We start from the raw sequence: 13697 nt of genomic DNA on the forward strand, positions 1-13697 counted from the left end.
GCCTAACAAAGAAATTCGTAACGGCGAGAAAAGGAACAGATTTTCGTTTTGATGAGAGTCCGCCAACTTTTCATGAGATCTGAAGTTTAGCCGGACGATTGTATGAAAAGGAAAAAGGTAAGGAATTTGCGATGAAACTGCTGGGGCATAAATCGGAGAAGATGACGAACAAGTATCTTGATACGAGGGGAAAAGAATACGTGATGCTATAAAAGACCGAATATCAAAATTCGTGTAATTTTCGTGTATTTTCGTTTTTACTAAAAATTCACCTTTAAAGTCAACAAGTTAAAAAAAGACCGAATACGATTCCTAATTTCGCAAGAGGATGATAAAACCTGAATACAATCAAATAGTTAAATATAGATATCGATTATTTTTTGTTCAGAAAAATGTTATTTTTCATACACAAAAAATCAAATAATTATCATTATTTTCGGATGAATTCGGACAAGTTTCGAACATAAATACCATGCCATATCATTTCCAAAGCGCCCCTACTTTGCAATGCACATGAACTTCATGCTTTTCTTGGTATAAAGTACTAAGGGTCTAAAATCATCAATTCTTTTAACTACGAGGTTTGGCTCATGAGCCACAATAAAATAATACCTGAACTGGATGCTGATCGGTTGCGAGAAAATGCATTAACCTCAATACGTCTTGGAGTAGAAGATTTTAATACATGCCGAAAAGATCTGGTTGAAGGAGGTGATCCGTCTAGAGCACTATCAGCGATAAGAAATTTATTTTCAGGTGTGCTTCTATTATTTAAATATAAAATTGCTATTTCTGTTGATGACCCAGAATACGCATCATCATTAATTTTTAATCCTCCAGAAGTATTACCAGTTACTGATGGGGAAGGCGGTGTTAAATGGGTTCCTAGCGGTAAATTCAAAAAAACAACTATAGATCTAGCGACAATAAAAAAACGATTTGAAGGATTTGGTATTGAGGTTGAATGGGTGGTGATCGAAAAGCTTCAAGAATGTCGAAACCATTTAGAACATCTTCACCCTGCTAATACTCATGGTGAAGTAGCAAACTTTGTAGCAGAGCTGTTTCCGATATTAAGGGACTTTATTCAGTCACAATTAAGAGAGCATCCAGGTGTACTTCTCGGTCATGTGTGGCAAAGCATGTTGGAACACCATCAGTTTTTTGTTGATACAAGAGCTAATTGTGGCAGGCGTTGGGATCAGGCAGGGGTACCAATAGGATTGCTTTCGTTAACTGAAGAAATTAAATGTGAATCATGCAATTCTCTGCTAATAATACCAAATGCAGAACAATTAGAAGACGATTGGTCAGTTGAGTATGATGAAGAAAAATTTCGATACGATTGTTTAGTGTGTGGGCATTCGAGTCTAGCCGCTCAGTTGCTAATTAAAACATTAAATGAAATTCATTATTTCGATCCCAGAGATGGAGGAGAAGCGTCAATCGAAAGCTGTAATGAATGCAATCATGAAGCTTTTGCTAATTTTGAACAAAAATGTCTTTGGTGTAGTTGTGAGCTTGAATATAAAGAATGTAGTTGTTGTGAAGTATCACTTAATCAAGATGATCAAATCAATGATGGGTTATGTGGAGATTGCAACTATCAGTACGAAAAAGCTATGAGAGACTAGTTCTCTGGCAGGAATAGTGACACTCCCTATTCAATGGTGGGGCGTACAGAGAGCTAAAAAGCTCGCCGGTCGGTGATCCGGTAGTTCCAACCCTATACGTCTCACCACCCAACGATTGACTCAAATATCTAACACTGACTATACTCCGCCTAGAGGCGTCGAAACCTCGTAACAGCGGTCACCCCCAACCCCGTCAGTGTTGGATTTTTTATGCCCATCATTTAGTGATGGCACTAAGTGCGGTCACATCCCCGATCAATGTCGGGAGGGCGACGAATACAACACCCGAAAGGGAAATAAGTCCGCGGCTTCTGTTGCGCCGTTTCGAACCTCCTGGCACCACACCCAATTGTGGTAATTCGAAAAAAGCAACGGAGGTCGTTATGACAAACCTTCCTCATAACTATTACGTCAACCTTGTAAAAATCCTTCTCAAAAAATCTTCATATGCTGATCGTTTCCGGCTGGCCGAAGCTATAGAGCGCGAGGCAATGCGTATTGCCAGCCATGATCAGGCCGTATCTAATGCTAAAACTTCTCTTGTCGCTAAAGTAGTGATGGGAGGTGCCAAATGAGCAGCATCGATACGCTGAAACCAATTCTGCATAATCAAATCCCTGTTATTACTACTGAGTTACTAGCACAACTGTATGGCACCGATGTTTCGAACATCAAGATGAACTACTCCCGAAACCAGACTCGCTTCGAGGATGGAAAACATTACTTCAAGCTAGTTGGAGATGACCTGAAAAATTTGCGGGTAACTTTCGGTTACTCACAAATTTCCCCCAAAACTCGTTCCCTCATTCTCTGGACAGAACGCGGTGCTGCCCGTCATGCCAAAATGCTTGAAACAAACCAAGCTTGGGAAGTGTTCGAAAAACTGGAAGACTGCTACTTTAGCCAAAACAAAGAGCATCGTTTACCCTCCCCGCAACAAATTCCCAATCGTTTAAATTATTCCTTTCTCACCACAGTAAGAGATGGAAAAGTTGTTAGCGTGCGAATGCCCAGGGAAGATGAATGCTTTCTTTCATTCGAGACTTTCAAAGAGTGCGCCGAAAAAGCTGGATATCTGGTTATTCATAGCGAAGATATGATGAAAATGACGCTAGACCAATTTCTAAAGCTCAGTAGAATCAACAGAAATCACCTTAAGTTAAAATAATTTCTCTGTTTCTATTTTTTGGCGAAAACCCTCGGGAACGAGGGTTTCAAACCTGTCGCTTAATTATTCTACCGAACATGTAATATCAAACTTCTCAAAGGATTTCGTAGTGACAAGACTAGTTATAAATAGCCAACCGTCAGCTAAGAGCGAGGAGCGGAAGTTCGCGATTTACTAGGAGCGGACATTAAAGAGTAAGCACCATTTAAAGAGATAAGGTCTGGCTGGGAAAGTATTGCGCGACCATGCAAGTCTCAATTGCAATAAAATTTGGTTGAAATCTGATAAATTTCATTGCAACATACACGTAGCACTAGCGTTCCGCTTAGTATGTGACAATCAACTTTTTAAATCGTTAGATTTTGCTTTTTAATTAAAGCGTCCTTTATGGACCTATCGGTAAGGCCCCACCATCGCCACCTACGATGGTGCCGTAGCCGACGACATTACGTACGGTCGAAAAGACAACACTGGCTGCTACTGACGATTGTTGATGTAAACATCTTTGTTGTCTCCACCCTTGAGCATGGGTAGACCGTACGTAACTTTGTTTGGTGAAATTATGGACAAATTCAAACCATACAGTAAATCAAAAGCCCCTATTTCAACGCTTCAGAAACTAGCTGAAACTTTATCTATCTCAATTGATGAGTTGAATGGAATTGCAGCACTACCGGAAGATGAAAAATACGTAAGAAAAGAACTTCCAAAAGCAGATGGAAGTAAAAGAGTAGTCTACTCCCTTCATCCAAAGATGAGATTGTTACAATCTCGAATTAACAAGAGAATTTTCAAAGAATTAGTGATTTTCCCTCCGTTTCTTTTTGGTTCTGTACCTGGTAAAAATGATGGTGCAAATTCCAATATCAAACGCGATTATGTATCCTGTGCAAAGGCTCATTGTGGAGCAAAAACAGTTTTAAAAGTAGATATAAGTAATTTCTTTGATAATATTCATAAGGATTTGGTTCGTGATGTATTTAACAATGTGTTGAATATTCGAGACGAAGCTTTGGAATATGTCACAAATTTATGTTGTAAGGGTGACTTTGTAGTTCAGGGAGCATTAACATCAAGTTATATAGCAACTCTATGTCTTTACGCACAAGAAGGGAATGTTTATCAAAGAGCCATAAGAAAAAATCTTGTATACACCCGTTTAGTTGATGATATTACTGTATCATCACAAATTAATGGTTATGATTTTACGCAAATATTAAGTCATATTGAAAATATGCTTTCCACTCATGATTTACCTGTAAATAAACGTAAGACTAAAATATTTCACTGTTCATCAGAGCCGATAAAAATACATGGGTTACGAGTGGATTACAATTCCCCACGACTACCTAGCGATGAAGTGAAGCGTATTAGAGCGTCTCTACATAATCTCAAAAAACTTGCTGTAAAAAACAACACCAAAACAAGCATGGCATACAGAAAAGAATTTAACAGATGCATGGGACGCATAAACAAGCTAGGGCGTGTTGGTCATGATAAGTATGAGTTATTTAAAGAACAGTTGTTGGCAATAAAACCAATGCCATCACCAAGAGATATTACAATTGTTGAGTCTGCTGTAACTAGTCTCGAAACTTCATGTTCAAAAGGCAATGGCAACAAACATTGGTATAAGAGAAAATATAATCTTACATTATATAAATTAATCATTCTAACTCGCTCGAAAGTATTTGATAGAATAGTCGATACGTTTAAAGAACGATTAAAAAAGGTAAAGCCAGCGTGAATGGGAAGTTAAAAGCGTTAATTTATATAGTTGTATTCGCAACCATTATTTTTGTTATTTTTACAATCATATCATTGTATCAGACGATTGATGGTAAAAGACTTTATGAAAGAAGTTTTTGCCTTAGTAGTCAATGTCTGGAAAATCTTGCAAAAGAGGTCTCAGGAATTACGCTGTATTTTCAAGCATTTGGTTACCTAATGACGACTTTTGTAACTGTTTTTGGTGTAATTATTGCCTTGATGACTTATTATTCCGGTGTTAAAAATAATAATAATAGTAATTACACTGCTCACCTTACAATGTTTCGCGAATTCTCTAGTGCTGAACTTTCCAAAAGAACGAGTATCTACCCTGAAGGTATAAACCTATTTCGGTGGTATAAGATAATGTTTCCAAAGGCAAAAGATGGGGATATTTCCGTATCTGATCATTACCTGGCTATAATCAATAATATTCAGGATGTTATTAATGAGGCGAATGCATACATAACTGATGAAAATAAAGATTACAAATATAAAACCCATCAAAGAAAAATAATCACAGTACTTGGTGAAATAGGCATACGCATTAGCAATGGTCCAAAAAACACTTTTATCGATATTGAGGGGCAAGTTTTTGAGTATATTGATACAGTGAATCTATCATTTAGCCATCAGGTTGTGGAGTTGAGTAAAATTGAAAGGAAATACATTTAAAATTAATGAGTGGATTAGCCGTGCTGATATTGAAGTTCTAATTTTTAGTAGGAGCCTCACTAATAAGTCCAATATTAATTACATCTACTTTTCCATTTAAGCATATGAAGTATTTTATTAAAATCGTCGGTCTTTTTTGAGTCAATCCGTAAACTCCCCAATTCAGCACTACGTTATGTAACTTACAAGATGTTCTTTGTGTGGTATCGGGCTGGTATTTTTTTAAACGTAAGAGTTTCTGATTCATACCACCGAATAAAGTTAATTTCACTGATATTTTCTGAGTGTACGTTTAGATTCTGATTAATATCTAACACTTGAAGTGAGTATGTAATGCGACCAATAGTGATTCAATTGTAGGACTAAATATTCCAGATGATATACTCAATTAACTGTCTATAAGTTAAAATCGCAAACTTCCGCTTCTGGCACAAAGCAGCCTGTCTGAATTGCTGTCAGGCCTGCTATGAGCAAAAACAGACATTAAACTACTTCTGGCTCGGACCGAAATTTTCAACACAGTACAACTGTACGGCCAACCACTTTTAGATGGTGCTGGTTACACAATATCTAGCTGCTGCCCACAAGGCTTCATCCCTCCCCCACAGAAACACTGACTTATCCTCTGGAAAAATTTTTTCGAAGCCTGTTGACACTAAAAAACAAGAACAGCATATTTTGCACCATAACGACTATACAAAGAGTAGAAAATATCCACTGAACCAATGGGATAGGGGGCATAACATGGCTTATTCAGCTGTTGCAGTAGCAAATGCCTTCATTGAAAAGGCACTCAAAGGTGAGCTTAAAGAGCTCACGCCAATGAAACTGCAAAAATTACTGTTTTACACACAGTCATGGCATCTGAAATTGCGTGGAGGAACACCACTTTTTGATGATCTGTTTGCTCGCTGGAAATTTGGACCAGTTATACCAACATTATATAGGCTACTAAAAAAATACGGTGCCAATGAAATAGATAGCAAGATTAGCTTTATTCAAGAAAGCGATGGCGACTTTGAACGTATAACGCCATCTATTCAGAAAGATGATGAGGAAACCAGAAAACTCGTCGATAAAATCATCGAAGTGTATGGTGAATATAGCGGCCCTGAATTATCGAGCATGACTCATGCCCCCAATACAGCATGGAGCAAAGGGGCTACTGACGGTGGACCTATATCACACAAAGATATGGCGGAATTTATTCACTAATGTCTTGGCTCGAAGATATCTCAATCCCCAGCGGGAAAGAATCACTGGGTTCATTATCAACACCAAGTCTTCGTGATGAACCTCCTTGTAGTGAATCCTCTACCGGCGCTGACGATATTGCACCTCAGCTAGTAGAAGATGCAAAATCTTATAGAAAGCTCAGGGAGGTTTTCGCAGAGAAAGCCTACAAAGTAGCCAAAAAATCACTCTATGGTTGGGCATTACTTCTTTTTATTCAAGGATGGTTCTCTCTGATTGGTGTTGATATTTTTTCAGATAAAGTGCTTATAGCAATTACCACCGCTGTTACTCTTAATGTTTTTGCTGCCTTTTTGGGCGTAATAAGAGGATTATTCCCCTCTTCTACATCTCGCAAAGAATAACATTACTTATACAATGCCCCGAATCCCCTAGATACTCGGGGCTTTAACATTTTTCGGTACAAATCGGCATTTCACCAAATAACGACAAACTCCCTCACTTGTTTTAAGTCCGTTAACCCCGCCACCTCATCTTTCATTTCCCGTTGTCGCTGGTAAATCCTGTCATTATGTTCCATCAAGGCCAGTGCCATTGCCTCACTGAGCCCCTTGAGTTGTTCCACGCTCAGTGATACTAATTTATTATTCACATCACCCCACGACATCACATCACGCGAGTTTGTGTTAGCAACAGCGGCCACAGGAGATAAACGCGCCATTGACTGTTGGTCAGCATTCCATGTCCGACCTGCATATTCAAAAGTGATACTTTGTGCCTCCTGTTCCAGTCGCCACATGTTGATTTCCTGCCATTTTTGCTCTCTGGCGGCCTGTAATATTGCGGGGGTGACTTCAAAAGGGGCAATATTGCCATAATCTCCCCTGATCAGTGCCCGCCAAATGCTCTGTCCCGTTTCGGTGGTATCGTCGGGAGTGGCAGTATAGGACAAGTATTCCTCCATTCCTGCAAATTGAACTTCGCAATCAATTGCCCCACTTTCCAGATAGCGAGGATTGATAATGTTTTTAATGTCCATTTGACCTCACGCTATGCGTATGAATAGTCCAACAAAGGCTTCCGTTTTGCTGACTGTTGTCAGGGCACTACCTGAAAGTGCAATAAAACTTCCTGCTTGTGGGTGTGAGTTTGGCGATGTAACAATAAACTGTGGCGTGGAGGCATAAGAACCTGATGTGCTACATTTTGCTGAAATTGATAACATTCCCAATCGCGAACCTGAAACACCTTTTCCTCTGGGAAGGTTACGGTGATTGTCATTATCTGAATCACCACAGTAAGCCGCAAAAATTAGGCCGCCGACACCCGGTGACCTCCACGAATTACCGGTGGTTGAACGCAATGCGTTAGTAAAATCACTGATTTTTAACTTGAGATTTTCCCAACCGATAAAGCCATCGGCGCTGATACTATTGGTATATAACCGGTTAAGATAAAGGTCGCCATTAACCCCGCTAAACAGGATGAGCTTCCCTTTTTGCCTCTGGTCTTCATTGTGACCTACTGTGGACGGAATAATGATTTCAATCATTCCCGAAAAAACCACGCCCGGTATAATTTGTTGGCTGCCCGCAAACTGAGAAACATAATACCGTCCGGGTGGCGTTTCCCTTACCCATGCCAGAAATTCTGCTGGCCCGTTATTTCCACTGAACGTTTTGCTCTGCCGAAAATACGCTCCATAACCAAAGGCCCCCGGTAACGCCAGCCGTCCCTCTGTGCGGTCATGGATATCCGACTGAACATTCATTGTCGCTGCATCACCCAGCCCCAGATGCTGACGTGTTTGTTGCTGTGCATCAGTTCCGGCAGTGGCAATTTCTGACAGGTTGTTGGTGCTCTTCAGTGCACCTAGATACTCAAGCACTTCACTTTTTGAGTTCTGACCAATAATCACACGCCCGACCGCTGACAGGTTCGCGAGAGACATCACATTTTTATTACTAAAATATGCCAGCTTGTTCTCGGCTGTAACCAGACCGGATAGAGATGTAAGAGCAGGGTTTAATGGCTGCTTACCCGCAAGTGCATTTGTCATTGTGGTGGCGAAATTCGGGTCATTCCCCAACGCTTCAGCCAGTTCATTCAATGTATCCAGTGCTTCGGGTGAAGAGTCAACCAGCGCTGATACCGCCTGTTTGACAAATTCAGCCGTTGCCACTTCTCCCCCTGTCGCGGATATATCAGGTGTGGGCGCTGTGGGGGTGCCTGTCAATGCAGGGCTGTCGAGAGGGGCTTTTGTCTGTACTTCGTTTGCCAAATTATTCGCAACTTCCTCTACTTCATTGCGACAGTTCTGTGCATTTTGGGCTGCCTGTTGTGCTGCTTCTTTGCTCTCCTGCGCGTTCTGCGCTGACTGAGTTGCAGAATGTGCGCTTGATGCGGCCCGCTTTTCACTCTCTGTGGCTGTGCTCTGACTTTCGGCCGCCGCTGTCGCACTGGTCTGTGCATCAGCAGCATATCTCTTTGCGTCGTCTTTAACTTTCGTCACATCTTGCACACTCTGGCTTACCTGTTGAGCACTTTCGGCGGCCATATCCGCACTTTGTTGTGCTTGTGCAACCAGCTCTTCAAATCGTTTGACGACATCAGGTTTTAAATCGCCTTCGTCCAGAGCAATCAGAAAATCATTCAGGGTGCCGGGTTTTGAATCGTCATAAACCGTGATATCACCGACACAATATTCATTACTCCATCCATGTCGTAGATAAACACAGTACCTTCCCACTTGCGCTTCAAATGAATACTCCCCATTCCTGCCCGTGGTAATTGTTGCAATAGTGCGCATCACCACTTCTGCGGTGTTCACTCGCGCTTTTAAAATAATCTGACATCCAGACATGGGGATGCCTGCGCCATCAATTAGCGCACCGGATATTTTCACTGACATATTCAACTCCAAATGAAAAAACCGCCGAAGCGGTTTATGTCATCATCAAGATACCGTTAATACTCTGGCTTTGCAGGCCATTCAATATTGGGCACGACTGAAATATCTACTCGGTCGAGCAAGACGCGATATTTACGCCATGCTAATAACTCGGCTTCGGTGGTCTCCGTAGCCAGTCCCAATTCAATACTGTCCTGAAGGATTTGAATTTTGGCGCTTGCTTCGTTGAGCAAAGCCCGTTTCTTCTGCTCTGCTTCGGCCAGATGGTGCTTTTTCTCGGCGTTTTCGTCTTTCACCCACTGTGAGCCATCCCAGCAGTCAAATTGACTGGTTGGTGCCAGTGATGTGAAGCCTTCGGGTAGTGGCCCCAAAGTGATGACCGGGCGTGAATACCCCGTCTGTGTGTCGTATGCCTCTGTACCGCGATAATCTTCGGTATATTTCCACTGTTGGGCGTCTTCATTAAACACAACCGCATACCCTGCTTTAATCGGCAAAGGGGCTATAAGGGTGCTGGAGCCGGGAATACCAGTATAAGGAGCAATATATTCATCCGTTTCTCCGGTAAACTCTTTGGTTTTATAGTGATAATTAAAGACAGTGACAATCTGCGCTTTGTCAGACATTTTAAAAGTCATGGTTATGCTGCCCTCACAATGTAGTTAAATGCCATATTGACGGGACGGTTTTCATGGGCAGTAGGCACTACGCGGGACGCATCAAATCTCTTGGTTGTTGCTCCATTACCACCACTATTATTGGCATGGTGTCCAAAAGCATTACCTTCCTGATAGAACGCGCCTCCGCAGCCATTCCAATATGAGTTACCGGCCAGATTTTGTATGTAGAATCCGGTAATGTTCCTGATGGCATCCCCTTGAAAACTGAGCAATGCACGACCGCCATCAAGGTTGCGTCCATTGTCCCAGCCACGAATAAACAGGCCGCGCAAATCAGGTAATACGCCATTCGGATAGGCTTTTGCCAGTTGCGGGAACTGTGTCTTATTAAATGCCTGACCATGACAAACCAGCCAGCCTGCTGGCGGTGTAGCCAAAGGCCAAGGCAGAGGGATACCGACAGGCAAGTTATCCGCTGTTTTTAAGTAACGAGCGTCGCTTTCAGTCTGGGTAAATACGTTTATGTTGCGCGTAAAGCGGTTCTTATCAGGTATATCAGCGCCGTTCTGGCTTTTTTGCAGTGCACCAGCGGCTTTATTGACAGTATTTCGTAAGCCGATATTATCAATAAAGAGTGTTTTATCCGGAATATCAGCGCCATTTTCTGATTTCTTTAGAAATAATCCTTCATCTACAACGCCATTACCGGGGTTTAAAATCAGGAATGAAGACAGTTCTGGTGCAAAAACAACGACTATAGGAACATTTTTTACAATATCACCGGCCCACAACTGAACATTATTCCCCTTACATAAGGGATAAGCTCCCATGACTCTCCCTGCAAGCGTCACCATTAAAGTTGCCTTCCCTGTATTGGTTTTTGTCGGCAAGACAAGAATCGGAGACCTGAGCACCCAGTCATTTGCAGAAGATGTCGATGGAAGCGATATTGTCAGATTATTCTCTGTGCCACCAGCCACTGCCGAAAGGTAATCACCGGCCTGTAATTGCTCAACCTGGACAAAATGTTGCTCGGAGCCACGAGTGGCAAAATTTGCTACCACATCATTTAAATGCCAGCCCCTAGCCGTTGTTCCCTCTTGACCTCGAACAACCGTTAACATGTCTTGCGATACAGCGGTAAGATGGCAAATTTCATATACCGATTGCTGACTATCTGTCAGCGTTATTTTGGCGTAAATATGATGGGAAATACTGTCGTTCGATATATCTGTTGTTAATAATTTTTGAAATGTTTCCCCTGTTCCCGGCATTACAGTAATTTGGGTTTGTGATGCTGTAATATCCGAAGCTAATGAGGAAATGACATTATTCCCGAAACCGATAATCATTTTTCAATCACCGTTATCGAATATTTATAAATAAATGGAAGTTTGACCTGCTGTTGATCTATTGCGTCCTTAAGGAAATAACCCACACCATTCCCATAATCAGGGATCACGATAACAAAGACTCCATTCGCAACCGTCACACTGATATCAAATGTGCTTTGTAATGGTGGATCAATACCATTGGCACCATGAATAAATCGCGCAATACGTCTCTTCAGCCAATCAATACAAAAATGAGAACCATCACCTTTATAAAAATCCCATGTCAGGATGCGTTTAAAGTAATCATCCGGAACATACGAAGATGAACCCGGAACATAATTTCTCATAACGGCATAAGGGATCACATTATATTCAATAGTGTTATACACTCCGCGTGCAATAGCCTCTTCCGATACCTGAAGTAATGGCCGTTCAACACCATAAATTCCTAAAGCGACCCAATCCAATAACAAACCTGTTATTGACTCGGACGTCCAACAAGGCAAAGCAAGATTATTCAGTGAATCCAGATATTCTTGCGCAATTTCGTTATAAGCCTCAAAGAATGCGACAACATTCGGATCGTCTCGGTACTGAATAAAAGGATAAGCAGGAATGATTTTATCAATCGGTAATTGCATGTTTCTGAACTTGAATTTGCGAAGTTATTGTTGTGAAGTAAGCATATGTATCACCGTAAACCAAACTCGAACCTGTTGTAGGCGAAACAATATTGCCGTTAATTCCTATCTGTACGTCGATCATGGATATTAAGGATGCATCAACAAGCTGTTTCACCGAATCCCTGAAAATATCCTGAATCTGAAGTAGATTAATTGGATTACCGACTTCTATCGCATTGATGTAATCCGCAACATTCTGTTGTACAGCCAGAGAAATTCCCGCAGGATCAACATAACTTTCAGATACGGTATTCCACGTAATAATGACAATAACGTTCTGTGAGGTCGGAATAACATAAGGAATTTGGTAAACGTCAGGGGAAACCGTCAGTGATACCGTTTTTTTCTCTACCGATGCCCCAGAGGGGTTACTGACATCATTAGTCAAAACTGAAATATCCGGCACCGATTTATAGATGGTATAGGCCACTTCGTAGGGATCACCACCACCGACAACAACAACCCATTTCCCCAGTGATGACTGTCGATATGAAATGAGATTTTCCTGAACACCGCTGACAGATTTTAGCAATGCTCTCAGGCAATCTGGTGTGCCCTGTACCCCTAACATCCCTGATGCCATAACCTGAGCGCGATACGAAGCCCAGGATTGGTCTTCCCTCCCCGGTAATCCGGCAGTAATATTTGTACAGGTGACTGGCTGTTCTTTGGGTACGGAAGTGATGACTTGTGTCACCGTTCCTTCTGGAACAGCCCAAGATCCTGAAATCGTCGCTAAGCAATAAACAGGCTCCGTTTGTCCACTATCTGGAATAGCTGTATCACGAGTAACAACATACTGATAGTTCCCGTCAGAAACGGTAAACCCCTTGGGGATCGCAAATCCCGGAAGCCCGGAGAACACGACATAAACAGATGTATTTGTACTCACTCCACGCTGTGCGCCATATATATTACCAAGCTGCATCAATAGCGGAATATTTGCACCGTAAGGACTGACCGAATTAATAAGATCAACACGAGCTTGATCTATTAATGCCAGCGCCCCAATCGCTGTACTGGCTAAGTCTGTTATCAATCCAGCTGGCAGGTTGGCCGTATATCCGGGTACTTTTTCAGAAACTCTGGTGATAAGATTTGCAAGCAAGGTTTGCGGGGGGGGTTGGTTGTGCTCCCGCGTTGGTCATAATAATTGGTATTTCTGACATAATTACCCCATAAAAAACCAGCCGAAGCGGGTATGAATATCTGAGATTATATTCAATTCAATTTATACATTTCTAAAAGGTGTCGCTCCATCTCCCCGCCATTTCCGCCAGAGCATTGCTGGAATTTTATAAAATAATTCATATTTTTTTCTGGAAAATAATATAGAGTGTTCCTCTCAGCATTGCTTAATGACCATATATTCATTTTGTCTGTGTTGAAATCAAAAACCAATATATCCCCTGAAGCGGAGGTAAACTCGATCTTATTTGGTCGATCACTATTTCCATATTGCAAAGATGTAATTCTTAATGCACCAGTATAAATATTACAATATCTAGAACTTTCGTCTTCCCTCGCGGATAGATTGATATACCCCCCCTTCTCGCTTAACCTCCACCTCTAATGAATCTGCATGCGAAATGCCCACTTGCAACAAAAAGAAAGAAAATAAAAAAGTTCTAAGCTTAATCATCCATAATCTCCTTCAAAAACAGGAGATTAAATTTTATTCATCCAAAATACAGATTCAAGCCTCCAC

General features: G+C 41.5%; 13 protein-coding genes and 1 pseudogene. 8 read left to right on the top strand and 6 right to left on the bottom strand.

The genetic code is table 11. From position 1 onward, the window contains the following. Positions 1 to 2 precede the first annotated feature (2 nt). From DX162_RS22625 to DX162_RS17705, 8 genes and pseudogenes are all read left to right on the top strand, one after another. Positions 3 to 212, top strand: a pseudogene (locus DX162_RS22625) (site-specific integrase); the annotation flags it as partial. A 378-nt stretch (positions 213 to 590) separates the two neighbouring features. Further along, positions 591 to 1634: a hypothetical protein gene (locus tag DX162_RS17675; protein WP_004392756.1), complete on the top strand. Its 1044-nt coding sequence runs from the start codon at positions 591 to 593 to the stop codon at positions 1632 to 1634. Between the two features lie 383 nt (positions 1635 to 2017). After that, positions 2018 to 2209, top strand: coding sequence for a hypothetical protein (locus DX162_RS17680; protein ID WP_032820969.1), 192 nt, complete (start codon positions 2018 to 2020; stop codon positions 2207 to 2209). Beyond that, positions 2206 to 2802 carry an ORF6N domain-containing protein gene (locus DX162_RS17685; protein WP_004392757.1) on the top strand — a complete coding sequence of 199 codons (597 nt, stop codon included), beginning with the start codon at positions 2206 to 2208 and terminating at the stop codon, positions 2800 to 2802. The genes DX162_RS17680 and DX162_RS17685 overlap by 4 nt, the downstream gene beginning before the upstream one ends. 562 nt (positions 2803 to 3364) lie before the next feature. After that, a complete protein-coding gene (locus DX162_RS17690; protein WP_244916310.1) occupies positions 3365 to 4549 on the top strand; it encodes a reverse transcriptase family protein in 1185 nt (394 codons plus the stop codon). Next, a complete protein-coding gene (locus DX162_RS17695) occupies positions 4546 to 5247 on the top strand; it encodes a retron Ec48 family effector membrane protein (protein ID WP_032820972.1) in 702 nt (233 codons plus the stop codon). The genes DX162_RS17690 and DX162_RS17695 overlap by 4 nt, the downstream gene beginning before the upstream one ends. Positions 5248 to 5991: 744 nt before the next feature. Continuing rightward, on the top strand, positions 5992 to 6462 hold the full coding sequence (locus tag DX162_RS17700; protein WP_004392760.1) for a Panacea domain-containing protein: 471 nt from the start codon (positions 5992 to 5994) through the stop codon (positions 6460 to 6462). Then, positions 6462 to 6845 carry a hypothetical protein gene (locus tag DX162_RS17705; RefSeq protein WP_032820973.1) on the top strand — a complete coding sequence of 128 codons (384 nt, stop codon included), beginning with the start codon at positions 6462 to 6464 and terminating at the stop codon, positions 6843 to 6845. The genes DX162_RS17700 and DX162_RS17705 overlap by 1 nt, the downstream gene beginning before the upstream one ends. 71 nt (positions 6846 to 6916) lie before the next feature. Here the strand turns inward: DX162_RS17705 and DX162_RS17710 are convergent, their stop codons facing one another. Genes DX162_RS17710 through DX162_RS17735 form a run of 6 tightly spaced genes read right to left on the bottom strand, consistent with a single transcriptional unit; the run spans position 6917 to position 13097 of the window. Further along, a complete protein-coding gene (locus tag DX162_RS17710) occupies positions 6917 to 7480 on the bottom strand; it encodes a DUF4376 domain-containing protein (protein ID WP_098080844.1) in 564 nt (187 codons plus the stop codon). Between the two features lie 6 nt (positions 7481 to 7486). Continuing rightward, positions 7487 to 9352 (bottom strand): prophage tail fiber N-terminal domain-containing protein, encoded by a 1866-nt coding sequence (locus DX162_RS17715; protein ID WP_098080845.1) that lies wholly within the window; start codon positions 9350 to 9352, stop codon positions 7487 to 7489. A gap of 56 nt (positions 9353 to 9408) precedes the next feature. Further along, entirely contained in the window at positions 9409 to 9990 is a 582-nt protein-coding gene (locus tag DX162_RS17720) for a tail fiber assembly protein (protein WP_098080846.1), read from the bottom strand. A 2-nt stretch (positions 9991 to 9992) separates the two neighbouring features. After that, entirely contained in the window at positions 9993 to 11324 is a 1332-nt protein-coding gene (locus DX162_RS22630; protein WP_227744178.1) for a phage tail protein, read from the bottom strand. Continuing rightward, complete coding sequence (locus DX162_RS17730; protein WP_032821250.1) at positions 11321 to 11947, bottom strand: hypothetical protein; 627 nt, start codon at positions 11945 to 11947, stop codon at positions 11321 to 11323. Before DX162_RS17730 ends, DX162_RS22630 begins: the two co-directional genes overlap by 4 nt. Further along, positions 11931 to 13097: a baseplate J/gp47 family protein gene (locus DX162_RS17735; RefSeq protein WP_244916311.1), complete on the bottom strand. Its 1167-nt coding sequence runs from the start codon at positions 13095 to 13097 to the stop codon at positions 11931 to 11933. Before DX162_RS17735 ends, DX162_RS17730 begins: the two co-directional genes overlap by 17 nt. Between the last annotated feature and the right edge of the window lie 600 nt (positions 13098 to 13697).

This window comes from Yersinia kristensenii, assembly GCF_900460525.1.
GTDB classification, from domain to species: Bacteria; Pseudomonadota; Gammaproteobacteria; order Enterobacterales; family Enterobacteriaceae; genus Yersinia; species Yersinia kristensenii.

What these genes read in the sequence shown, in the direction of transcription:
- DX162_RS17685 (WP_004392757.1), top strand. Translation starts at nt 2,206, where the DNA reads ATGAGCAGCATCGATACGCTGAAACCAATTCTGCATAATCAAATCCCT.
- DX162_RS17680 (WP_032820969.1), top strand. Translation starts at nt 2,018, where the DNA reads ATGACAAACCTTCCTCATAACTATTACGTCAACCTTGTAAAAATCCTT.
- DX162_RS17690 (WP_244916310.1), top strand. Translation starts at nt 3,365, where the DNA reads ATGGACAAATTCAAACCATACAGTAAATCAAAAGCCCCTATTTCAACG.
- DX162_RS17715 (WP_098080845.1), bottom strand. Translation starts at nt 9,352, where the DNA reads ATGTCAGTGAAAATATCCGGTGCGCTAATTGATGGCGCAGGCATCCCC.
- DX162_RS17720 (WP_098080846.1), bottom strand. Translation starts at nt 9,990, where the DNA reads ATGACTTTTAAAATGTCTGACAAAGCGCAGATTGTCACTGTCTTTAAT.
- DX162_RS22630 (WP_227744178.1), bottom strand. Translation starts at nt 11,324, where the DNA reads ATGATTATCGGTTTCGGGAATAATGTCATTTCCTCATTAGCTTCGGAT.
- DX162_RS17710 (WP_098080844.1), bottom strand. Translation starts at nt 7,480, where the DNA reads ATGGACATTAAAAACATTATCAATCCTCGCTATCTGGAAAGTGGGGCA.
- DX162_RS17700 (WP_004392760.1), top strand. Translation starts at nt 5,992, where the DNA reads ATGGCTTATTCAGCTGTTGCAGTAGCAAATGCCTTCATTGAAAAGGCA.
- DX162_RS17705 (WP_032820973.1), top strand. Translation starts at nt 6,462, where the DNA reads ATGTCTTGGCTCGAAGATATCTCAATCCCCAGCGGGAAAGAATCACTG.
- DX162_RS17730 (WP_032821250.1), bottom strand. Translation starts at nt 11,947, where the DNA reads ATGCAATTACCGATTGATAAAATCATTCCTGCTTATCCTTTTATTCAG.
- DX162_RS17675 (WP_004392756.1), top strand. Translation starts at nt 591, where the DNA reads ATGAGCCACAATAAAATAATACCTGAACTGGATGCTGATCGGTTGCGA.